Genomic DNA, 24,829 nt, shown 5'->3' with positions numbered 1-24,829 from the left:
CAAAACAAGATACTTTGTAGCTTCTAAATAACACATTAGAACCTTGCTATGCCTGGTTGCAGTAAAGCCTGGTTTAACGACACTTTCAATGTTCATAACGAATTCTATACATAATCCGGGTTAAATAAGTATATTTGGTATGCTTTGGGAAACATAATAACATACATATTACAACAGGTTAAAAAGGATATTTTTAAAAAGCTACTTTGGGTAGCTTTGTTTTTTTGTTTTCATGTTTTTGTTGTTTCTGCACAAAAACAGTCCAACGACTCCATTAAAATAACAAACAGCTCTATTCAGCAATTATTAAAAGCAAATAAGGATAGTAGTTATATTTATAATAAATTATACGAATGGCTTGTTGTATCTAAAGACTCGAATATTTCTGCTAATGAATTACTATTATCAATTGAACACGAATATCAGAAATACAACCATAAAATTATTCGATCGATAAATATTAAACAGATATCCCCCTTTGCCAGAAACATTCTGGATACCATTGATTTTACCACCAACAAGCTCGAAAAAACATTAACAAAACTTAGGTTTCAAACCAAGCAAAGCATCATTAAAAACTCCCTTACTTTTAAAAATGGTGAGCTACTGAACATACAAGATGTTAATGAGAGTGAAAGGATGCTGCGATCATTAAACTTTATAACCAATGCTTTGATTGTAGTAGAACCAGCTAACAAAGACACCTCTTTGGTTGATGTTTTGGTAATTACCCAGGATTCTTATCCTTATGGAGCCAACGTTTCCCTATCCACAAAACATAGTACGTTTGGCGTATATAGCCGGAATGTATTTGGATACGGACTTGAAATGAACCATTCAATTGATACACGTGCCACTGAAAATAACAGTTTTGGCTTTGATGAAAATATTCAATGGGATAATATTTATGGTTCGTTTATTTCTTTTTCTACTGAGATTAACAATACAAGGAATGATCATTTTATCAATATGGGATTAAATAAGGACTTCTTTATCCCTGAAATTAAATATGCAGGAGGTATTAATATCAAAAGAAATTACAGAGTGCCTGCAGATTCTATTGCTGATGATAATGAATACAACAACTTCGATTATTTAAATCAGGATTATTGGTTAGGTAGAACATTTCTCATTAATGCGCCCAACTATTTTAACCGATCAACGGTTGGTATACTTGGACAGGTAATTATAAACAATTACTTCAATCTGCCTGATTCTATTAAGTATGATTCGTATTATTTACCCAATTACTATTTTTTTACAGGCATATCCTTTAACAAGAGAAGCTATTATAAAAACACGCTTATCTACAATTATGGTAGAATTGAAGATGTACCTTATGGTTTTCTGTCTTCAATGACTTTTGGATATAACTACAATGAAAAAAAGAATCGTTATTACCTGGGAGGACACCTTTCATTAGGGTCTGCCATTGTTCCCAATAATGGTTATATCTACCTGAGTGCAGATTTTAACTCCTTCTTTTATAATTCACACCCGGAAAGAACTCTGATGAGATATAATTCCAGATACATTTCTTCTTTAAAGAAAATAGGTAATAGCCAGTTCAGATATTTTGTTTCTCTGTACTACACCAGAGCCATGCACCTTGATCACCCTCAATACTTTTATTTAACTCAAAATTCTCCTGGTATTTCATCATACCGTAGTCGTGATTTAAGAGGATTGCAAAAGTTTGTATTAAACTCAGAAAGTGTTTTATTTACCCCTACTGAAATCTTAGGTTTTAAAGTGGTGCCTTTTAGTTTTGCTGACATTGGATGGATCAGTGAAGACAAAATATTATTTGGCACAAAGCCCTATTATTCAATTGGTGTAGGCATCCGAATCAGAAATGATAATTTGGTATTCAATACCATACAATTCCAATTGGCTTACTTTCCCAGAATTCCTATGGGAGGAACAACTTTTGATTTTAGACTATCAGGAGAAGATGTGGGTGGTTTCAGGTCGTTTGATATTCAAAAACCATATTCCGATCGTTTTGAATAAGGATTATTAAATAACACCCCGTTTAATGTTAAATCAAACGGGGTACTATTATTTATTTTCTCACTCTAATTGGATATTCCGGTCGCACAGGTTCTTTAGGAGGATTATCTTCTAATTGTTTCAAAATAACCTCAATGGCTTTTTCTAACTGAGGGTCCCTTCCTTCAATAATTTGCTTAGGCCATTGTTCAACCTCTATATCAGGAGCCACACCTGCATTTTCAACTCCAAAACCTTCTTCTTCTGTCCAAAATGCCAGATTTGGAGCAGTAACCGCACCACCATCAATAAACTGCGGATAACCAGTTATTCCGACCAATCCGCCCCATGTTCGTGTTCCTATAATGGTACCCATACCAAATTTTCTAAACATCCAGGGCAGATAATCACCACCCGAACCAGCTCCTTCATTAATCAGCATTACTTTAGGACCCTGAATTGAAGCATTGGGTGCTTTAACATCTTTGCCATATCTGTAATTCCAACTTGATTGGTAAGGACGCTTTAAAATATCAATATAATAATCTGCCAACTGCCCTCCTCCATTATACCGCTCATCAATAATAATGGCCTTTTTATCTACCTGAGGAAAAAAGTAACGTTTAAAGTACTCATGACCAGCAACAGTAGTGTTGGGTACATAAACATAAGCCACTTGTCCATTTGTTGCTTCATTTACTTTTTTAAGATTTGATTCAACCCAATCTCTATTCCTTAAGTCATTTTCGTTATTTAAAGGAACCACATCAAAAACTCTGGCTTCACTCCCATCAACACTACTACTCACTTTAAGCTTGATTATTTTATCCGCAGTATTTTCAAAGAAACTATAAAAATTTTCATTGGCATATACTTCTTTTCCATTGATGGCAATGATAAAATCTCCTTCCTTAATATCAATTCCAGGTTCTGTTAATGGAGATCTTAAGCCAGGATTCCAGTTTAATCCACCATAAATCTTTTCAATCTGAAATCTGTTATTCACAACCTGATAATCAGCGCCCAACAGACCACCCTTAATTTTAGGAGGGTTTTGATATTTATCTCCTCTGTTAGAAAACCGATGATGCCCAACTGCCAACTCACTAAACATCCATTGCATCACTCTGTATAAATCACTTCTGCAGGAAATATCATTTAAGAAAACACTATATTTTTGCTTCATTGCATCCCAATCACATCCATGCATTCCCGGATCATAAAAATAATCTCTGTTCACTCTCCAGGCTTCATTAAAAATATTACTCCACTCCTGTGTTGGATCTATTTTTATTTCAATCTGCTCTGTTTTAAGATTGTCTTTTTCTGGCTTCTTGCCCACTTCGGCAATACCCCAATTATCTTTATTTTTAAATAAAAGCTTCTTATTATTTGATGTAAGCTTATAATAATTAGCCTCCATAATCTCCTTTTCTTCCTTATCCTTTAAAGTGTACATCATCAACTGATCCGGTGCACCACCTTCTTTGTCTTTCTTTTCTTTTAAATAAATAATCTTACCTTCCTCAGGACTCGTTAAATTGTAATATCCGGCCGGCTTAACAGGCAATGAAATAATCCTTTGATCAAAATTATCCCAATCAATACTTACATGCACTTCTTTGTTGTCCTTTTCATCCTCCTCCTTCTTTTCGGCTTCAATCTCCTGGTCATTTTCTTTAGCTAAAGGTGATTTGGTATCTTTTTGTAATGTAACCAGGTAAATAGAGTTCGTCATTTCCATATCAATGCTGGATTGATCAAACCAATTTAATACTGGTCCGGCATCAGTTGAAGCCAACATGTAAAGATATTTTCCACTAGGATCAAACACTACCTCAGAAACTGAAGAAAGTCCATCAGATAAAGCATATGACTTATTTTCATCTAAAGAGTAAACAAATGCTTTCTGAAAACTAGTTTCGATAAATTTATAATAACTGAGCCATTTAGAATCCGGAGACCAGGAACAAAATAAATCGAGATAAGGTCCCCCCATATAAATTGGATTTGTTGCTATAATAGTCGTTAAAGAAGATTTGATATCATACAAATAAAAATTTCGCCCATTATCTACATAGCATAATTTTTCGCTATTGGGTGCCCAATGAATATTGCCATAAAAACCGGTGCCTTCTAATTTTATTTTCTTTACGGATTTGGAATCCATATTTTTTAAATGCAAAGCATACTCTCCTGTTTCATCAGAAAAATAGGCTATTGTTTTACCATCAGGAGACCATGCCGGAGATTGTTCATGAACGCCAGATGTTTGTGTCAGATTCTCCATATCTCCTTTGTCAGCAGGGAGTGTAACAATATCTCCTCTGAAATCAAAAACAGCCCTGACACCCGAAGGAGACACATCCGCACTTCTGATATACTTATTTCCGGATACATACCTTGGTCTTAGTTCCAATAAATCAGTAGCTATTGAAATTGGTAGATCTCTGCTGGCTTCTCCAATTCTGTCGAACACATGAAAGCTACCTGCCTGCTCAAACAATACTTTATTTTTGCTGCAGGCTATATTTTCTACCGGAAAATCATCAAAAAAAGTATGTTGAGTAATCTTTTTATTTGTTGTATTGTAAGAATATATATTGAATTCTCCGTTACGATCACTTAAAAAATAAATATCGTTTAAAACCCATTTTGGACTATAATCATTACATCCACCTTCAGGTTTTTGAATAACTTCCACATCATGGGTATTTACATTATAAATCCATAATTTTGATTGCGTACCTCCCCTGTAATTCTTCCACTGATGAAAAACTTCCATATTTGGAGCATAAACAATATAATTGCCATCCGGGGAATAACTGGAGCTAAAAGCTGTTGGAATCGGAAGCTCTGTAGGATTACCTCCTTTAATTGACACCTTATATAACTTAGCATACCTTCTGGTAAAAACATTTCTTTGCGAATTAAATAATACAGAATCGCCATTGGGTGTAAAATCCCTGACCATATCAGCAGAAGGATGCCAGGTTAATCTTTGCGGTATTCCTCCGGTTGAAGGAATTATAAATACATCTGTATTGCCATCATATTCTGCACTAAAGGCTATATACTTTCCATCTGGCGAAAAAACAGGATTGGATTCCACTCCTTCATCTATCGTTAACCTTCGGGGATTTTGCCCATCCAGGTCTGCAATCCAAAGATCTTCGGCATATATAAAAGCAATGTTATTTTCGGAGATGGCCGGACTATGCATTAATCTGGTAACATTTGCATTTTGAGCTTTATTTGGAGATGATAATAATATAAAAGTCAATAAAAAGACTGCGGAAAGTATACTTTTCATAATAATTAGGTTTTATAGATATGCGAAACAATGAAGATAAATGTAACCAAACATTTAATCGATGTCAATTGTATCAAAAACCTATTGTAAATGTGCATCAAAGGTTGGATTTACCCTATTCAATTAGGATATGAAACATCAACCATAAGTTACAGACTTACAGTCTGAGATTTACATTCCGACTAATACAAGGGGCGATACCCTTGTTGTGATATTACAGGCTTTGACTGCGTCGATTTTCAATTCAGACTTTTATACTATTACTTCCAGCCATGATTGACATTATCATGAGTTATTTACTAAATGTTTAATTCCAATTCATCATAAGCCAGATGAATATTTTCTGGTAACAATGTATCTTCTTCCGAATACAAACCCAATTGATGAGAAATGTGTGTTACATAACCTTTGTCAGGATTGGCTTTTTGTATCACTTCAATAGCCTCAGGCAGGCAATAGTGAGATACATGTGGTTCTTTACGAACACCATTAATAACCAATACTTTTGATCCTTTTACCTTTTCCAATTCACTATTGAATATATAATTAAAATCAGTCAAATAAGTAAAATCGCCTATCCTATAACCTAAAACAGGAAGATGCATATGTTTGCCTCTGATTGGAATTACTTTAATTCCCTTAACTAAAAATGGTTCCTCGGTAATTGTATTTAAACCAATTTTAGGTACACCCGGATAAGGATTCTCAGCAAAAGCGTATCCAAATTCATTTTTTAATGCTTTAATTACTCTGCTTTCCGCATAAACATCCACATGCCGTTTATTTACCCAATTAAAAGCTCTTACATCATCTAACCCTGCAATATGATCTTTATGCTCATGCGTAAACAATATTCCATCCAACGACTTTACATCAGCTCTTAACATCTGCTGCCTGAAATCCGGTCCGGAATCTATAACAAGCGTTATCCCTCCCACCTCAATTAATACCGATGAACGTAAACGAATATCTCTTTTATCATTTGATTTACAAACCTTACAATTGCAAGCAATTACAGGTACTCCCTGCGATGTTCCCGTCCCTAAAAAAGTAACTTTCAACTCGTATGATTTTAATTATTTACCATTCAAAGATACAAAAACAGGCCTGATATGATTTAAAATTGCAATATTTACAATTATTATGACCAAAATAGTAATAGCTCCGGATAAATTTAAAGGTTCTCTTAGTGGAATAGAATTCTGCAATATTGTTGAATACGTACTACAGAAAAAATGTAAGCACATTGATATCAAAAAATTACCACTTGCCGACGGAGGTGATGGCACTGTTGAAGTATTGAATTACTATTTAAAAGGTGATATTAAAGAAGTGGAAGTTGCAGGTCCGTTGCATCATAAAGTTCTGGCTTCATATTATTACTCCAATGAAAAGAATGTCGCATTTATTGAAATGGCAGAAGCGTCAGGCTTAAAACTACTCAATATTAATGATTTCAATCCTTTAATGACATCCACTTTTGGTACAGGTGAATTAATTCTGGATGCTATTAATCAAGGCGCTAAACATATTATATTAGGGATTGGTGGCAGCGCAACAAATGATGCGGGTATTGGAATGGCAAAAGCCTTAGGTTTTCGGTTTCTGGACTCAAATGGTATGGATTTAAAAGGCACTGGCGAAGATTTGATAAAAATCAGCTCAATTGATTCTTCAAACATAAATTCAAAGCTTAAAGAAGTTAAGTTCGATATAGCTTGTGATGTAAATAATCCCTTGTTCGGTCCTAATGGCGCTGCTTATATCTACGCACCACAAAAAGGAGCTGATCTTAAAACCGTAAAGGAATTGGATCAGGGTTTGCAAAACTTCAATCATATAGCAATCACTCAATTTAATAAGGATTTACAATCAATACCAGGAGCTGGAGCAGCAGGTGGATTAGGCGCTGGCTGCATTCTGTTTTTAAACGCTACACTTAAATCTGGAATAGATTTGATAAAGGATATTGCCCAATTTAATAAACATATTATCAATGCAGATTGGATCATTACCGGAGAGGGAAAGTTAGATAACCAAACGCTTTCAGGCAAAGTAATCTCTGGAATATTCAAATCATTAACAAAGCAAAAAGTAGCTATTTTCTGTGGTATCAATGCACTTAGTTCTAATTATATTTCAGACAAAAAGATTGATTACGTTTCAGACATTAGCACTTTAGCTAAAAATACATCTGATTCCATTGCCAATGCTTCTAAATATCTAAAAATTATTACAAAAGCGTTTTATTAATCTCAAATTGAATCTTATCATTAATAGAATTAAACTAAGCATAAACTAAAAAATATGCCATTCTCCTATGGTTTAAATAAACAATATTCTTGAATGTTGGTTACTAATTTGTAATTGATATCAGAGTATACTTATATGATTAACATAGAGGAAAAGCTCGAGTTTTATAAAAGTCATGGACTTCCTGCTGAAGTAGCCGGGTACAAATTAAAACTGGAGGAAATTTCAGATCAAAATACAGATAAGAAAGCGCTTCATAAAAGTAAGGGAAAGCTTTTGGCTCATGAGCGTATTGAATTATTGCTTGATGAACAAAGTCCCTTTTTAGAGTTATCGCAACTTGCGGCTTACAACCAATACAATAATGATTTTCCATCTGCAGGTATAATAACCGGAATTGGCTATGTACATGGAAGGGAAACCATGATTATTGCCAATGATGCAACAACTAAGGGCGGTACTTATGTAAAGGAAACAATAAAAAAACATTTAAGAGCTCAGGAAATTGCTTTAGAAAACAACCTGGCCTGCATTTATTTAGTAGATTCCGGAGGTATTTTTTTACCAGAACAGGCTAATGTATTTCCTGATAAAGGTGATTTTGGACGAATATTCTATAATCAGGCACGATTATCTGCCCAAAGTATTCCTCAAATTAGTATTGTAATGGGCTCATGTACTGCAGGCGGTGCATATATTCCTGCCATGAGCGATGAGACCATTATTGTAAAAAATCAGGGAACCATTTTCCTGGGTGGACCTCCACTTGTAAAAGCAGCTACAGGAGAAGAAGTTAGCGCCGAAGAATTAGGTGGTGGGGATATGCATACTTCTCAATCAGGTGTGGCCGACCATCTTGCTGATGATGATTTTCATGCCATTGAAATTTGTCGCAATATTTTCAAATATTTACATGTTCCAGCTAAGAAGAAATCTCTCGAAGCCAAACAAATATCGCACAAAAGTGCTTCACACGAAATCTATAAAGAGATTCCTGAAGCCGGAAAATACAATAAAGATGTACGCAAACTGATTCGCCACATTATTGATGATGAGATATTTGATGAGTTTAAATCCAATTATGGAAGTACTTTGGTAACAGGATTTGCATCAATCAATGGTTTTAAAGTGGGGATTTTAGCCAACAATGGTATTCTGTTTTCCGAATCATCACAAAAAGGCGCACATTTTATTCAATTGTGCGATAAAAGAAATATCCCTATGATCTTTCTCCAAAATATTACCGGATTTATGGTTGGCAAAGATTACGAGCAAAAAGGAATTGCAAAAGACGGCGCCAAAATGGTAAATGCATTGGCCAACACCAAAGTACCATTTTTCACCATTATTATTGGAGGTAGTTATGGTGCCGGAAATTATGCCATGGGAGGCCGTGCCTTTAATCCAAGACTTTTGTTTTCCTGGCCATCAGCTAGTATTTCGGTGATGGGACCGCAACAGGCTGCAGATGTGCTTACTACAATAAAAAAAGATCAGGAAGCTAAAATTGGTAAAACAACACCTAAGGAGGCCTTAGAAAAGATGAGACAAAGTATTATGGATAATTTTAATAAGGAGGCTTCACCCTATTATGCCACAAGCAGACTTTGGGACGATGGTATTATTGATCCGGCAGATACCAGAATGGTTTTATCAATTGGATTAAGTATAGCTCAAAACCAATCAAATGAAAAAGGTGATTATGGTGTATTCAGAATGTAAAATGTTCTGGTAAAGAAAAACATCTTAATTGTACTTTAATATTGATTCAATACAATATTTCAAAGCAATATCTATCTATGTTAAAAATAAAACACTAAACCAGCATGAAGACGATCAACTTTAGTATCAAAAATCAAATTGCATATTTAGAGCTGAACAGACCTGAGAAAAGGAATGCCTTAAACAAAGAAATGATCCAGGAGATTCTGAAGGTTCTGAAAGAAAACATGAGCAACCGATCTTTTAAGGTTTTAGTAATTCATGGTAGTGAGAACTTCTTTTGTTCAGGTGCTGATTTGGAATGGATGCAACAAGGCATTCATCAAAACAAAACACAAAACATACATGATGCGAAGCTTTTTAACGCCCTGTATCATCACATATACAATTTTCCTACACCAGTTGTTTGCGAAGTCCAAAATTCAGCTTTTGGAGGTGCTGTAGGCATCATTGCATGTAGTGATATCGTAATCTGCGAGGAAAATTCACGATTTGGTTTTCCAGAGGTTCAATTGGGACTGATTCCGGCTACTATTTCTCCGTACATCCTAAAAAAAATGGGTAACAGTAATACCAGAAAAAGACTTTTAATGCCTGAATCATTTTCGGCACAAGAGGCTCAAAATGAAGGCCTGGTTCATTTTATTTCAAAAAACGGAAATATCAGAGAAGAAACAATTAGAATAGCTAAAAACATTTCCAAAGGTGCTCCGGATGCCTTAATACAAACGAAAGCTTTAATTCAAAAACTCGAGGAAAACAATGAAGACGAAACAACGTTACTTTATTGTGCCAGAATGATAGCAAGTGCACGCACATCTAAAGAGGGTCAAGAAGGAGTTACTGCTTTTTTACAAAAAAGAAAACCTGAGTGGAATAATGAAAAAAATGTACCAACAATATAATAGAATTTTAATAGCCAACAGAGGTGAAATTGCTGTGCGCATTATAAAATCAGCTCACAAAATGGGTATTGAGTGCATTGCCATATACACTGAGCTTGAAAAAAATGCACTTCATGTTAAAAAGGCAGATGTTGGCGTTTTAATGCCTGGCAATACATTACAGGAGACCTACTTAAATCAGGATTTGATCATTTCAATTGCCAAAGAGTATTTTGCTGATGCGATTCATCCCGGATATGGTTTTCTATCGGAAAATGGCGATTTTGCGCAACTGTGCGAAATAAATGCGATTCAATTTATTGGTCCGTCAGCTCAAGTTATAAAGCAAATGGGTAATAAGGAAGAAGCCAATAAAATAGCTTCAAAGAATAACATTCCGCTATTAAAAAAACTGACTGGAAATATTGAATCTATAATAGAAGAAGCCAAAAACCTGAAGTTTCCATTAATGATTAAAGCTGCTGCAGGTGGTGGTGGAAAAGGAATGCGGGTTGTATATAAAATTGAAGATTTACAGGATTCCATAAAAAAAGCATCTGATGAAGCTCAAAGATATTTTGGTAATGATTCAATTTATGTGGAGCAATACATTGAGAATCCCCGACATATTGAAGTTCAGATTTTAGCCGATGAACATGGTAATCTGGTTCATCTATACGAACGGGACTGTTCAATACAACGCCGACATCAAAAAATTATAGAAGAAGCTCCTGCTCCTAACTTATCTGAAGAAATAAGATCAAATATTTTAAAGGATGCACTAACAATTGCTAGAAGTATTGCATATACAAATGCCGGAACTATAGAATTTATTCTGGCACCTGATCAGCAACATTACTTTCTGGAAATGAACACCCGTATTCAGGTGGAACATACCATAACTGAAGAAATTACAGGGATTGATATAGTTGAACAGCAATTGCGTATTTCTATGGGGCAACATCTTAACCTGAAACAAGATGAAATTACGGTAAATGACCATGCTATTGAAGTTCGACTATACGCTGAGGATCCTGAAAACAATTATTTGCCTTCGCATGGTACAATAAAGGGTTTACACATACCTAAAATACCGCAAATCAGAGTAGATAATGGTGTTCGTGATTACGAGGAAATTCATACCCATTTTGATTCTCTGCTGAAAAAAGTAATTGCAAAAGGTCAGAACAGAGATGAAGCCATTAGTATTTTAAAGTCATTTTTAAAGGAATATACACTCTTTGGAATAGAGACGAATAAAGATATCATCCTGTATATTTTGAATCATCATAAATTCGTTGAGGGAGAATATTCTACCTCATTTGTAACTAATAACCAAAACGACTTTAAAGAAAACAATAGTATTTCTGAAACTGAATTAAAGATTTTTGCATCTGCATTTATTATTATCAAGAATAAAATTCAATCAGAAAATAAGTTAGGTTATTGGCGACATAAGCAGGATCATCATCTTACAATTGAAAATAATAGTATAAATGTATCTCTGCTTCAGATTTTTTCTGATAAATTTATTATTCAAATCAACAACAATTTACCTACTGAGTTAAGAATCATTGAGTTCAAGCCCAATTATCTTAGTTTTAGCAGAGAGAATGTATTGTACAAGGTAAATTATCTGAAAGCTGATGACAGACTTTTCTACATACAACATGATGGCAGAAAAATTGCCATTTCAGATAAACCAAAAAGAAACAAAAGATCTATTAAGGAACAAGCCAATAATAAAACCACTCTGTTGGCTCCTACTCCGGGAAACATCGTTGATGTATTAGTGAAAGAAGGAGAAAGTATAAAAAAGGGTACTCCATTGGTAGTGTTAGAAGCCATGAAAACAGAGAATATTTTAATGGCATGGAAAGATTCCTTAGTTAAAAAAGTACATGTAAAAACGGCAGAACATGTTAGTTTAAATCAGGTGCTAATAGAAACAGAATAGTAACAACGCTCAATAACAAGACAATAAAAACAATTAATCGAATAACAATGACTCCATTTTATAATCAGGAACAAGAATCTTTTAGAAAGAAAGTTAGACAATTTGCAGAAACAGAAATTAAACCCTTGGTAGCAGAACTTGATGAGAATGAGACTTTTTCCGTTGAGTTGGCTCAAAAAATGGGAAAAGCTGGTTTATACGGTATTGATATTCCTAAAGCATATGGTGGACAAGGTCTGGATACCTTATCTTACATTATTGCTGTTGAAGAGTTATCACGTATTGATGGTTCACAGGCAGTTACTATGGCAGCACACAACTCTCTTGGTGTAGCCCCTATCTATAACTTTGGAACAGAAGAACAAAAAAAACAATTACTACCGAATTTACTGAATGGCAATAAATTATGGGCTTTTGGTTTGACAGAAGAAAATGCAGGTTCTGACGCCAGAGGCGTTGATACTGTTGCATCAAAGACTGATGAAGGTTGGGAAATATCGGGAGATAAAAGATATATTACCAATGGCAGTAATGAATTAATGGCGGGTATTACAGTACTGGCAAAAACAGGTGTTAAAAATGACAAGCCCACCTATACAACCTTTTTGGTTGATAAAAACACACCTGGCTTTTCAGCAAAACGTACTTTAGGCAAAATGATGTGGAGAGCTTCTGATACAGCTGAAATTCAGCTGGACAAATGCATGGTTTCAGATCAGGATATATTGGGAGCAAAAGACAAGGGCTTGTCTCAAATGCTAAAAACACTGGATTCAGGCAGACTTTCAATTGCCGCAATGGGACTTGGTTTAGCTCAGGGGGCTTTTGAAATGGCTCTTGAATATGCTAAAAACCGAAAACAGTTTGGTAAGTCTATCTCATCGTTTCAGGCCATACAATTTAAGTTAGCAGATATGGATTTAAAAATAGAGCTAGCCCGAAATATGCTATATAAAGCATGCTGGTTAAAAGATAACCATATAGAATACAGCAAAGAAGCCGCCATGGCCAAACTATATTGTAGTGAAATTGCCGGTGAAGTTTCTGATGAGGCTATTCAAATATTTGGAGGTGCAGGCTTATTTAAATCAAGTGATATTGAACGATTTTACAGAGACCACAGGATTTTAAGAATTGGTGAAGGAACTACCGAAATTCTAAAAATGGTCATTTCAAGAAATTTAGGTATCTAAAAATTTTCTCTTTATTAAGGTAGTGCCGATTTGTTATTGTAATTTCCTTTAACTTATCGGCATTACTATATTTCAATCACTTTTCACGGTATTAATTCTAAAATTAAAATATACACGGTTATTTCAGCTATTTAAGATGAAGTAACCATTGTATTTCTCAACAAACTTTTCTTTTTTTGCTACATGGAAGATCGTAAAAAAGACCATTTACAATTAGCGTTTAAAGCTTCTGTGAAAGATTCAGAAAAAGATAACAGGTTTAGTTATGAACCGATGTTATCTTCACATACTGATTTTTCTTTTACCCCCTTTCCTTTTTTAGGGAAAGAAATGAATTATCCTTTTTGGATTTCTTCCATGACAGGCGGCACAGAGATGGCTGGTATCATTAATAAAAGATTAGCCACTGCCGCAGGAAAATATGGTTTGGGTATGGGTTTAGGGTCATGCAGATCATTACTCGAAAATAAAAACTACTTCAATGATTTTTGTGTAAGACCTTACATTGGCGACAAACAACCTTTGTATGCTAATTTTGGCATTGCTCAAATTGAAAAAATGCTGGATGAAAATTCCATTGATCAAATTCAACAAATCAGAAAAGATCTTGATGCAGATGGGATCATTGTACATATAAATCCTCTACAAGAGGCTTTTCAGCCCGAAGGAGACTTATTAAAAAGGCCTCCCATTGAAACCTTGACTGAGTTATTGGAGATGGTTGAGTCGCCAATAATTGTAAAAGAAGTTGGACAAGGAATGGGATATGAAAGCCTTAAGGCTGTTTTAAAATTAAATATTGCTGCATTTGAGTTTGGAGCCTGGGGTGGTACTAATTTTACCAAACTGGAGAAAATGCGCAACAAGAATTCAATACATGCTTTTGATGATTTTATTAATGTTGGACATGATGCTCATGAAATGACATTAATGGTGAATCAGATTTATGAAGAAACTGATATTAATTGCAAACAAGTGATTATATCAGGCGGAATCTATTCAGTTTTGGATGCTTTTTATTTACACAAAATATGTAAAATACCATCTGTAATAGGTATGGGATCCTTGTTTTTGGAATATGCTTTAAAAAGTGAGGATGATTTGGACTTATTTATATCTGAAATGATTGAAAAATGGAAACTTGCAGAAGCTTTTTTACGAGTTAAATAGTTAATTATCATTATCTAAATAAAAAAGCGGGGCTCAACTTTATATCTATAGTTGAGCCCCTAATTATATAAATAGTTTTCCTATTATTCTATTTTGTTTCAAAAAATGAAATTACTTCAGTTAACTTCTCAACCTCTCCTGAAAAAGATTTGGTAAGATTTAAAATATGATCCGCAGCTGAAGCATTTCCTTGTGATACAGCATCAAGTTCTAAAATAGCTTTATTAACTTGCTCTGCTCCTACGTTTTGTTCTTCTGACGATGCAGAGATTTCCTTTACCAGTTCAAATGCTTTTTGAATATCCGGAACTAACTTAGAAAAAATACCTCCGGCCTTTTCTGCAACATTTACTGTGGATAAGGCTTGTTCACTAATTTCATTGGCAGATATTTTACTCCGTTCAGCCAATTTACGCACTTCGGCTGCCACCACAGCAAAACCTTTACCATCCTCTCCTGCTCTGGCAGCCTCTACTGCAGCATTTAATGCTAAAATATTCGTTTGAAAAGCAATATCTTCAATAATAGTTACTTTTTCAGATATAATTTTGATGGCCTCTACAGCTGAAGCAATAATCTTACTTCCTTCATAAGTATCGTCAAAGGCCTGTTGCATAATCTGCTCCGACTGTCTTGAGTTTTGTGCATTCTGCCTAATATTTGCTCCCATTTCTTCCATAGAAGCAGAAACCTCTTCTGATGAACTTGCTTGTTGCATGGAACGGCTTGAAAGATCATTTGCTGACGCATTTAACTCAGAACTTCCTGTTTCTATTAATTTGCTTGTTTGCAAGGCCTGAGAGATCACACCGGATATACGATCCTTCATTTGCTTAAATGTATTGGCAAACTGACCTATTTCATCACCTTTTGATAATAATTCATCCTGAATTTCAACATTTAGTTTTCCTACAGATAAATCAGCAGCTATTTTATTAAGCGAAATTATTGGTTTTGACATCCTATTCGAAATAAAAAAGGCCCACACCAATGTTAATATCAAAATAATAAACCCGATAACGATTGTCAGCGTTCGAATAGGATTCAATAGGCTAACCAGCTCATTAGTTGGAACAATCATTACAATTTTATGCCCGGTATCACCTACTGTCATATGCACAACCTCACATTTTTTGCCCTGGATTTCGTAGTTGCTCAATAAACCTGATTCTTTCGACAGCACTGAATCGCTGGCATCCTCTGTGATAATATCTTTTAAAGCTTTGGTAATATCATCTTCGCGTTGAGCAATTTTTATGGTCCCCAGTTCATCAATAATACACATATAGCTATTTTCGCTATACTTCTTTTTATTTAATTGCTTTACCAATTTAGTGGGATTAAGTCCCACACCCGCAACACCTGATGGATTAGATGGATCTCCAATTAAAACATTAATAAACAACCCGGTTTGGTCCAGATTTTTATTATAATCAAAATTGGTCAGAATCTTTTTCCCTGAATTCATGGAATCAAAAAACCAACTATCGTCCGGATCTGATTCAGAAACTGTATCCAGCTTTTTAAAGCCCTCAGCCCAATAGTTATTTGTTGCAGCATTAACAGCAAACACAGTAAAATATCCAAGCCCACTGACTGTCATATCTAACCTGCTAAGCAATAACTGTTTTAAAACTTCATCATCTTCATTCTCAAACCATTTAATTAGTGTTGGGTCCTGAGCCAGACTTAACGAAGTTTCAATAGCATTTTCAAACTCGTTTCTTAAATCACTTTGAGAAGATTCAATAAATGTATGCAGCTGTCTATCCCTGATATCATCTGTTATTGTATTACTTACCATTGTGAAAATGGCAATACTTAAAACCGCAATTACAGCAATACAAACTCCTCCAAATGCCAAAAGAATATTGGCTCGAATGCTCGTTACTTTCATACAAAATGGTTTAATTATGATATTCTGGTTTGAGCAGAATTATAACACTCACCCAAAAACTACCTGGTTAATTATTGTTTATTGTCTAATAAAAAATGTTCGTCAACACAAAATCATTGACAAACACCTTATTATTTACGACAAACAACTGTTTTTGTTTGACTAAAAGATGTATCCTAACATTTGTCATGTGTAACTACAATGATTATCTTATATTTATACGTTGTTAATAAAAGTTAACTAAATAACGAGGGCTATTATTACTCAGTTAGTTGCAATAAATACATTGACTAGTCCATTAGAACATTTTATCGCTATGTCTGTTTCCAAACAACATATATATAGATAAATTATGATTTCAGGATTTTCAAAACTAGATACAAGAGAAAAAATTGAACTATTAATTAAAAACTTGGGATTATCACCTAAAGTGCAAGAAACAATTACTTCTCATCACCACCCTGATTTACAGGAAACCTACAACCAGTTCTCAGAAAACACAATCAGCAATTTTTACTTGCCATATAACATTGCGCCAAACTTTGTTATTAATGGTAAGGAATACATTGTTCCGATGGCAATTGAGGAAAGTTCTGTTGTTGCTGCAGCATCTAAAGCTGCCAATTTCTGGTCAAAACACAACGGCTTTAAAGCAACCGTAATATCCACAACAAAAGTAGGGCAGCTATTTTTTAATACAGACGAATCTTTTCATTACCTAAATGATCAATTGGAAGTTATAGAAAATTATTTACGCCAATCCACATCCTCTCTTACCTATAATATGGAAAAACGTGGAGGAGGAATTAAAGCTTTTGAATTACAAGAAGTTGATGATTGTGAAAATACCTTTTGCTTATTGGTAAGTTTTGAAACAGTTGACTCTATGGGAGCCAACTTTATCAATTCCTGTTTGGAACAAATGGGCGACTCCTTAACTCAATATTTTAAAAATCAGGAAAAAGAAATACAAATCATTATGGCAATTCTGTCCAATTACACTCCTGATTGCATTGTAAAATGTGAAGTTTCGTGCTCAATAGACGAATTAAAATATTGGTCGAAAGACATGAATCCTTTTGAATTTGCCACTAGATTTAAAAGCGCAGTTGAAATAGCTAAAAACAATACACCAAGAGCTGTTACGCACAATAAAGGTATCATGAATGGTATTGATGCGGTAGTAATTGCCACAGGTAATGATTTTAGAGCTGTTGAAGCAGGAATACATGCATATGCCTGTAAAGACGGAAAATACAGGTCGTTATCTGATATAAGTATTGAAAACAATATGTTTACTTATAGCTTAACTGTTCCCTTAGCTATTGGAACCATTGGTGGACTAACCAAATCCCATCCAATGGCAGCATTATCCATGGAGATTCTTAAAAATCCCAATGCTCAGGAACTTATGGGAATTATTGCAGCTGCCGGACTGGCAAATAATTTTTCTGCCGTTGCCTCTTTAGTTACAACCGGAATACAAAAAGGACATATGAAAATGCATTTATCCAATATACTATTAACTTTAGATGCTTCAGAAGAGGAAAAAGTCAGTGCAAATGCTTATTTTAGCAATCAGACTGTGAGTTTTAGTGCAGTTCAGACCTATCTCAACAATTGTAGAAAAGTCAAATAGCTTTTCTTAAGGGAACAACAAAAACACTTATGAAAAATGATTGAACAGGAAAATACCCCAATTTTCTCTACTGAATCTCATGGAAAGATTATGCTTACAGGCGAATACGGCGCCATGTATGGAGCTAATGTATTGGCTATTCCGTTAAAAGTTGGTCAAACGTTAAATGTTTATGAAAAAGAGTATGGTTCACTGGAATGGGAAGCATATAAACTTGACGGATTGTGGCATAAAGTTGCTTTTGCTGACAAACTGGATGGCAAACTTCATATTGGAGACAGAACAAATGCCGGATTTGCAGTTGTTATTCACAAAGTAATCAGAATGGCCTTAAACATTAGTAATGGAAAGCTAGAGGATATTTTAAATAAGAAATTTATTACCAATATCAATTTTAATCCTGAATTAGGCTTAGGCAGCAGTTCCACTCTTATAGTAAACGTAGCCCGTTATTTTAACATTGACCCATTTGAGTTAAATTCACTGAGCTTTAAAGGTTCTGGATACGATATTGCTGCATCAAAGTCTGATCTTCCTGTTATTTACAATAAGAATGTAAAAAATCCGCAATACGTTGAGTTAAAATTTAAACCACCCTTTCATTCAAATCTTTATTTTGTTTATTCAGGCAAGAAGGTTAGCTCATTAAAAGCTATTGATAAAATTAGTCGCAAGAACTTTACAAATCAGCAACTGAGTCAAATTTCATCTATTACAACAAACATGGCACTTTGTAATAATATTGACGATTTTATTGAAATAATGAATGAGCATGAAAAAATAATTTCAAAAATATTACACATCCCAACATTAAACAGTAAACAATTTTATGACTTTGAAGGTTCTATAAAATCATTAGGAGCCTGGGGCGGCGACATGATGTTAGTTGCCACAAAGCATCCTGATCAATATGTTGAAAATTACTTTAACCGTCGGGGGCTTGATGTTATATATAAATATTCTGATCTGGCTCTTGACATAGATTAGAAATAAGTGGAATATAAACAAGAAAATGGAGTTGTAACCAAAAGCAGTCCTGCAAACATTGCTATTGTAAAATATTGGGGGAAAAGAGCTGTTCAATTGCCATTAAACCCATCAATTAGTTTTAGCTTAAAGAACTGCATAACAACAACAAAAATAAAATACACATTAAATAAGGAGTTAAATGATTATTCATTTAACTTTTTATTTGAAAATAAATCTAATTCAAAGTTTGAAGAAAAATTGCTTCAGTTTTTTAAAAGAATTGATCATTTTATTCCCTGGTTAAAGCACTTTCATTTAAATATCGAAAGTTCAAATACCTTCCCCCATTCCTCAGGCATTGCATCTTCTGCCAGCAGCTATTCTGCATTAGCAAAAGCTTTGGCCGAAATTCATTTACAAATTACCGGAGTAACACTACCCCAAACAGTTGTATCAGAATTTGCCAGACTAGGTTCTGGAAGTGCCTGTAGATCAACTCAGGAGGGTTGGAATATTTGGGGAGATTCAAGCTTTGAAGGAAGCAATGATCAATATGCACTAGAAATCAATCCTCTTGTTCATGAATCGTTTATGAGTATTCAGGATACAGTACTTATTGTGAGTAATCAACAAAAAGCAATCAGCAGTACTAAAGGCCATCAATTAATGGAAAACCATCCATATAAGGAAGCCAGAATACAGCAGGCAAATAAAAATACAATTCAACTCATTGAGGCACTTAAAAATGGAGACTGGGATTTATTTATAGAAATTGCTGAACTGGAAGCATTAAGTCTTCATGGTTTAATGATGAGCTCGTCTCCCGGATATACTTTACTTCTACCCAATTCGTTAACAATTATTTCGAAGATACGGGAATTCAGAGCATCCTCAAAAATTCCTGTATGTTTTACCATCGATGCAGGTCCAAATATTCATGTATTATATCCGGAGTCGAACAAAAATGAGGTTTTAGAGTTTATTGAAAGAGATTTAAAGAAGTACTGTATAAATAATCTATTGATTAAAGACAGTATTGCCTAATTAGAATAAATAAACATTTACTTTTTACATATAAATTATGCCCTTGAATAAATTTAGCCCAATATTTTATTCAAAAATTTTATTATTTGGTGAATATTCCATTTTGTTCGATTCCAATGGTCTAACAATACCCTATTCTCATTTTAACGGAAGGTTAACCTTCATTAATTCTGACGGTTATACTGATTTAGAATATGCCAAACAATCAAATCAGCAACTTTTACAATATTATGAATATCTGCATAGTAATTACAGCAGTTATATAGACACAACCAAGTTTAAAGAAGATTTAAATAAGGGATTATATTTTGAATCAACCATACCTGAAGGATATGGGCTTGGAAGTAGTGGTGCATTAGTTGCATCGGTATACCATTCATATGGCCTTAATAAAATCAAGGCTAAAGCAGGTTTATCTAAAGAAAAAACACAACAATTAAAACACTTATTCTCAAAACTTGAATCTTATTTTCATGGAAAGAGCTCTGGAATAGATCCTTTAATTTGCTATATCAATCATCCTTTATTCATAAAAAACCAACAGGAAATTACATCTATTGGAATATCCCGAAAAAATGTTGAACAAGATGATGCCATTTTTATTATAAACACTAAAAAAACAGGAAAAACAGCGCCTTTAGTGGATTTATTTTTAAAAAAATGTGTCAATCCAAAATATATGGATAGAATTAAAACAGAATTAATTCCAACGACAAATCATTGTGTAAAATCCATATTAAACGGAGACCTTCCTTCATTTTATAAAGATTTAAAGAAGTTATCGAAATTTCAGCTTCAATATCTGAAAGAGATGATTCCGGATGAATTCATTAAACATTGGGAAAATGGATTAGAGAAAAATGATTATATACTTAAGCTATGTGGCTCTGGTGGTGGTGGCTACTTATTAGGCTTTACACGAAAATACAGTAAAGTAAAAAATTCATTGGTAAACAAAGGTCTGGAGGTTATTACAGTATATCAGGAACTATAATTTCGGGTACAAAGATGCTTTTTATAAAAGATTTGTATTTTTGCAGACTCTTTTAAAATTAAAGAACGCAACAGCATTTCATGGAAGCAAAGCATCATACATCAGATAAGTACTTTACCAGATTCAAAACATCAATTGAAGCTATATCGTTACCTGATAAATTTACTTATCCGTTTTATTACGAACCTCATGAATTGTCTTTAATTGCGAGTAAAGAACTGCAACAACACCTTTTAACTCAGAAGGACTGGATCCACGATTTTGGTATTGATCATTTTGTAGAAGGCACAAATATTGGAAAGATGTTTGGTGTTTTAGTGGTACAAAATGATCAAAATGAAATTGGCTATTTGAGCGCTTTCAGCGGAAAACTTGCCGGAACCAATACATTACCTGGATTTGTTCCTCCAATATATGATTTGCTGGATGAAAATGGTTTTTTTAAACCGGAAGAGGATAATATTAGCCTTATCAATCAACAAATAAAAGAACTTGAAGAATCAGAAGAATTCCGCCAAGTAAATAATAATTATTCTTCCGGGATAAAATCTTCACAAAAAGAGCTTGAAGATTACAGATCATTTATGAAAGTTGAGAAGAAAAACCGAAAGATTAAACGAAATGAGTTAGAACAATCCCTATCCAGTGAGGAATTTGAAAATTTAAAAGAAGAACTAAAACAGGAAAGTCTTAAACATCAATATGATTTTAAGATGCTGAAGAAAGAATGGGAAGAAAAGCTGGAAAAACTAAAATCTGAGCTTGATTTCTTTAAAACAAAAATCCATCATCTTAAAGAAGAACGAAAAACACGTTCTGCAGCATTACAACAAAAACTTTTTGATCAGTACCAGTTCTTAAATTACCATGGTCAAACACAAAGTTTATGCAATATTTTTGCTCCTACAACACAGCAAATACCTCCAGCTGGAGCTGGTGATTGTGCGGCTCCAAAATTATTACAATATGCCTACCAAAATAATTTAAAACCAATCGCATTGGCTGAATTTTGGTGGGGACAAAGTCCTAAATCAGAGATCAGAAAACATGGGTATTTTTATCCTTCTTGTAAAAGTAAATGCGAACCTATTTTAGGGCATATGCTTCAGGGTTTGGATGTGGATGAAAATCCAATTAAATCGCCAACAATCAATCAAAAAGAATTAGAAACGGTTTTTGAGGATGAATATATCCTGGTAATTAATAAACCTGCTGAATTTCTTTCTGTCCCAGGAAAAGAAACGGAAGATTCTGTATACCTAAGAATTAAAAACAAATATCCGGAAGCAACGGGTCCTTTACTGGTTCACAGACTTGATATGTCCACTTCTGGTTTAATTATGATTGCTAAAGATAAAGACGTACATAAAGCACTTCAAAAGCAGTTTTTAGAGCGATCTGTTCAAAAAAGATACATTGCCCTACTGGATGGTATTATAAAAGAGGAAAGTGGCTTTATTGAATTACCATTAAGAGTTGACCTTGATGACAGACCCAGACAGTTGGTATGTTATGATTACGGTAAACCTGCAAAAACAAAATTTCAGGTTATTGACAGAACAAATGGAAAAACAAAGGTTCATTTTTTTCCAATTACCGGCCGCACACATCAATTAAGAGTTCATGCAGCCCATCCTAAAGGCTTAAATACACCTATTGTTGGAGATGATTTATACGGAAAAAAGAGCAATAGATTACACTTACATGCTGAATATCTGGAATTTACTCATCCCATACTAAACAAAAGAATTAAAGTAAAAGTACCTGCTGATTTTTAGTTTTAAGCTTTATAATTCTTACGAATTAAATTCTTTAATTGGCTGAATTAAAGCCTCCCGGGTAGTTTCCATCAATAATTTCATATCACCTTTATATTCAGCTGTATTAATACAAGGATTAATTGTGATACTCACTTTTCCAGGACGCACATTAAAAGTACCACCGCCATAAACTTTATGGGTATCTTTTATGGTAACCGGTAAAATTGGTAAATCTAACTCTCCTGCAATTTTAAAAGCACCCCCTTTAAACCTTCTTACACTATTACTACCACTTCTTGTTCCTTCCGGGAAAATGACAACTGATGTTCCATTCACCAACTTAGCTTTGGCTTCTTTAATGCTTTCGTAAGCTGCTTTAGGTGAAGACCGATCAATAAATATATGACCAACAGCTGCACTTGCAGGTCCTATACCAAAAGCATGGCGCAATTCCTTTTTCATGATCCACCTAAAATCAATACCTAAAAACCCATATAAGGCAAAAATATCGTAAGCACTTTGATGGTTTGCCACGATAACATACGATTGACCTTTTTTAATATTTTCTCTTCCGTACACTTTTACTCGCATAGGTGTAAAAAAGGCAACAGTCTTAGCCCACATTACACCACTTAAACTACCAGCCTTTGGCGAAATAATAACAGCTAATAAAGCTGCTCCCAATGAAAAAATAATACTTGCTAAAGCAAAAACAGGTATAAAAATGACCCATTTGTAAATTTGATACAAGAAGTTTCCTAACGCTTTCATCTTATTATTACTAAGAAAATATCTTTACTATAACGGTTGTTATCCGTTCTGGATTGTCAGTTTATTTTTCCAGATCTCCTAAAATTCTTAATGCCTCTTCTCTGGTATTACCACAGAATTCTATTTCGGGCGTAAAACCTCCACATACTGCAGGGCGTTCCTTTTTGCCAAACAATTCACATTTATTTTCCTCAGTTAAATGTGCACACCTCTCTCTTGGTTATTTACTGAAAGATAAATTGCCGTAAGCATTATAATACATATCAATTACCTCAATAAATCTTGCCAATTACTCACCCCTTCCAACCCTGCTAATATTTTGAATGCCTGCTCTTTATTGTCACCACAAAATAATTTTTCAGCTTTAAAACCACCACAAACATCTGGTCTTTCTGGTTTGCCAAACAATTCACATTTATTATCATCAGTCAAATGTAAACATCTTACACCTGCTTTTTTTCCTTCCTTCATTTTTGGCATTGGTGATGATATGGATGGTATAATACAACAAGCTGCACAACCTACTCTACACTCCATTTTTTTTGCCAAAAATAAAAAAAAAAGCGATAACCAAACTTAATTGATTACCGCTTTTTACCTAACTTTCTCATTGTTTTTTTATATAATAATATATTGACAATGGTAGTAAAACAGTTAAGTAAATATACTATATTTTATTCAACTTCAAAATGTGAATAGTCTTTAAAACTCCTCCAATCACCACCCCATTTAATAAAATCCATTGATTCTTTTTTATCAACAATTTCTAGAAATTTTTTAAATAATCCTGTTGACCAATCACAATCATCATTTTTTATAATTGCAATATCAATTGCTTTACCATTAGGCATTGATGATGATATGGAAGGTGTAATACAGCATGCTGCTCATCCTACGCTACATTCCATCTTTTTTGCACAAAAAAAAGAAAAGTTTATGATTATAGATTTTATTTTTAAGCATTATATTTAATTTGTGCTGATATAAGATTATTTAACAATATACATTAGCTTAACGGCTATTCATATCGAGAAATATCTTAAAAACATGAATGGTTAATTATGGTTATTAGTATAATGATAACCACAAAAACAGATAAAAAGAACATCTAATATTCATGATCCCTTTTGAGTATAAAAAGTGACTATGAAATTTATTTGTGACTTTCATATACCTAATGGATATTCTTGATCATGTTGACCCCCTTTCCCGAAGCCGGTTCATGTGATGTTTTCCGCATGACATTCCGGCGGATGTTGACCCCTTTAAGT

The 24,829-nt window shown here is 34.1% G+C and carries 18 protein-coding genes; 12 read left to right on the top strand and 6 right to left on the bottom strand.

The features are described from left to right. Positions 1-144 precede the first annotated feature (144 nt). Complete coding sequence (locus OM075_RS19695; protein ID WP_301192264.1) at positions 145-2,013, top strand: BamA/TamA family outer membrane protein; 1,869 nt, start codon at positions 145-147, stop codon at positions 2,011-2,013. A 52-nt stretch (positions 2,014-2,065) separates the two neighbouring features. On the opposite strand, the gene OM075_RS19690 is transcribed toward OM075_RS19695, so the two are convergent. Further along, on the bottom strand, positions 2,066-5,305 hold the full coding sequence (locus OM075_RS19690; protein ID WP_301192263.1) for a S41 family peptidase: 3,240 nt from the start codon (positions 5,303-5,305) through the stop codon (positions 2,066-2,068). 299 nt (positions 5,306-5,604) lie between these two features. After that, the gene (locus OM075_RS19685; RefSeq protein ID WP_301192262.1) at positions 5,605-6,366 is read right to left on the bottom strand and encodes an MBL fold metallo-hydrolase; all 762 of its coding nucleotides are present in this window, start codon (positions 6,364-6,366) and stop codon (positions 5,605-5,607) included. An 82-nt stretch (positions 6,367-6,448) separates the two neighbouring features. Here OM075_RS19685 and OM075_RS19680 point away from each other — a divergent pair, with 82 nt between their 5' ends. From OM075_RS19680 to OM075_RS19655, 6 genes are all read left to right on the top strand, one after another. Continuing rightward, the gene (locus OM075_RS19680) at positions 6,449-7,558 is read left to right on the top strand and encodes a glycerate kinase (RefSeq protein ID WP_301192261.1); all 1,110 of its coding nucleotides are present in this window, start codon (positions 6,449-6,451) and stop codon (positions 7,556-7,558) included. Between the two features lie 135 nt (positions 7,559-7,693). Next, positions 7,694-9,280, top strand: coding sequence for a carboxyl transferase domain-containing protein (locus tag OM075_RS19675; protein WP_301192260.1), 1,587 nt, complete (start codon positions 7,694-7,696; stop codon positions 9,278-9,280). 104 nt (positions 9,281-9,384) lie between these two features. Further along, positions 9,385-10,185 carry an enoyl-CoA hydratase/isomerase family protein gene (locus OM075_RS19670; RefSeq protein ID WP_301192259.1) on the top strand — a complete coding sequence of 267 codons (801 nt, stop codon included), beginning with the start codon at positions 9,385-9,387 and terminating at the stop codon, positions 10,183-10,185. Further along, complete coding sequence (locus tag OM075_RS19665) at positions 10,160-12,121, top strand: acetyl/propionyl/methylcrotonyl-CoA carboxylase subunit alpha (protein WP_301192258.1); 1,962 nt, start codon at positions 10,160-10,162, stop codon at positions 12,119-12,121. Before OM075_RS19670 ends, OM075_RS19665 begins: the two co-directional genes overlap by 26 nt. A 47-nt stretch (positions 12,122-12,168) precedes the next feature. Then, complete coding sequence (locus OM075_RS19660; RefSeq protein WP_301192257.1) at positions 12,169-13,314, top strand: acyl-CoA dehydrogenase family protein; 1,146 nt, start codon at positions 12,169-12,171, stop codon at positions 13,312-13,314. Positions 13,315-13,497: 183 nt separating this feature from the next. Continuing rightward, positions 13,498-14,484, top strand: a complete 987-nt coding sequence (locus OM075_RS19655; protein WP_301192256.1) for a beta/alpha barrel domain-containing protein — start codon at positions 13,498-13,500, stop codon at positions 14,482-14,484. 88 nt (positions 14,485-14,572) lie between these two features. On the opposite strand, the gene OM075_RS19650 is transcribed toward OM075_RS19655, so the two are convergent. Continuing rightward, positions 14,573-16,381, bottom strand: coding sequence for a methyl-accepting chemotaxis protein (locus tag OM075_RS19650; protein ID WP_301192255.1), 1,809 nt, complete (start codon positions 16,379-16,381; stop codon positions 14,573-14,575). 352 nt (positions 16,382-16,733) lie between these two features. Here OM075_RS19650 and OM075_RS19645 point away from each other — a divergent pair, with 352 nt between their 5' ends. The 5 genes from OM075_RS19645 to OM075_RS19625 all read left to right on the top strand — a co-directional run bounded on the left by OM075_RS19645 (position 16,734) and on the right by OM075_RS19625 (position 22,805). Next, positions 16,734-18,020, top strand: a complete 1,287-nt coding sequence (locus OM075_RS19645; protein WP_301192254.1) for a hydroxymethylglutaryl-coenzyme A reductase family protein — start codon at positions 16,734-16,736, stop codon at positions 18,018-18,020. A gap of 36 nt (positions 18,021-18,056) precedes the next feature. After that, positions 18,057-19,007 carry a GYDIA family GHMP kinase gene (locus OM075_RS19640; RefSeq protein ID WP_301192253.1) on the top strand — a complete coding sequence of 317 codons (951 nt, stop codon included), beginning with the start codon at positions 18,057-18,059 and terminating at the stop codon, positions 19,005-19,007. A gap of 6 nt (positions 19,008-19,013) precedes the next feature. After that, the gene (gene mvaD / locus OM075_RS19635) at positions 19,014-20,033 is read left to right on the top strand and encodes a diphosphomevalonate decarboxylase (protein WP_301192252.1); all 1,020 of its coding nucleotides are present in this window, start codon (positions 19,014-19,016) and stop codon (positions 20,031-20,033) included. A gap of 37 nt (positions 20,034-20,070) precedes the next feature. Beyond that, positions 20,071-21,027, top strand: coding sequence for a mevalonate kinase family protein (locus tag OM075_RS19630; protein WP_301192251.1), 957 nt, complete (start codon positions 20,071-20,073; stop codon positions 21,025-21,027). 80 nt (positions 21,028-21,107) lie between these two features. Continuing rightward, positions 21,108-22,805 carry an RluA family pseudouridine synthase gene (locus OM075_RS19625; RefSeq protein WP_301192250.1) on the top strand — a complete coding sequence of 566 codons (1,698 nt, stop codon included), beginning with the start codon at positions 21,108-21,110 and terminating at the stop codon, positions 22,803-22,805. 18 nt (positions 22,806-22,823) lie between these two features. On the opposite strand, the gene OM075_RS19620 is transcribed toward OM075_RS19625, so the two are convergent. The 3 genes from OM075_RS19620 to OM075_RS19610 form a co-directional block, all read right to left on the bottom strand. Next, positions 22,824-23,558: a lysophospholipid acyltransferase family protein gene (locus tag OM075_RS19620; RefSeq protein WP_301192249.1), complete on the bottom strand. Its 735-nt coding sequence runs from the start codon at positions 23,556-23,558 to the stop codon at positions 22,824-22,826. A gap of 267 nt (positions 23,559-23,825) precedes the next feature. Continuing rightward, entirely contained in the window at positions 23,826-24,095 is a 270-nt protein-coding gene (locus OM075_RS19615; RefSeq protein ID WP_301192248.1) for a YkgJ family cysteine cluster protein, read from the bottom strand. Positions 24,096-24,232: 137 nt separating this feature from the next. Next, positions 24,233-24,409, bottom strand: a complete 177-nt coding sequence (locus tag OM075_RS19610) for a M15 family metallopeptidase (RefSeq protein WP_301192247.1) — start codon at positions 24,407-24,409, stop codon at positions 24,233-24,235. Between the last annotated feature and the right edge of the window lie 420 nt (positions 24,410-24,829).

The sequence above is a fragment of the Plebeiibacterium sediminum genome (assembly GCF_026013605.1).
GTDB classification, from domain to species: Bacteria; Bacteroidota; Bacteroidia; order Bacteroidales; family Marinilabiliaceae; genus Saccharicrinis; species Saccharicrinis sediminus.
Note: the sequence above shows the minus strand (reverse complement) of the source record. Positions and strands in the feature narration are given on the sequence as shown.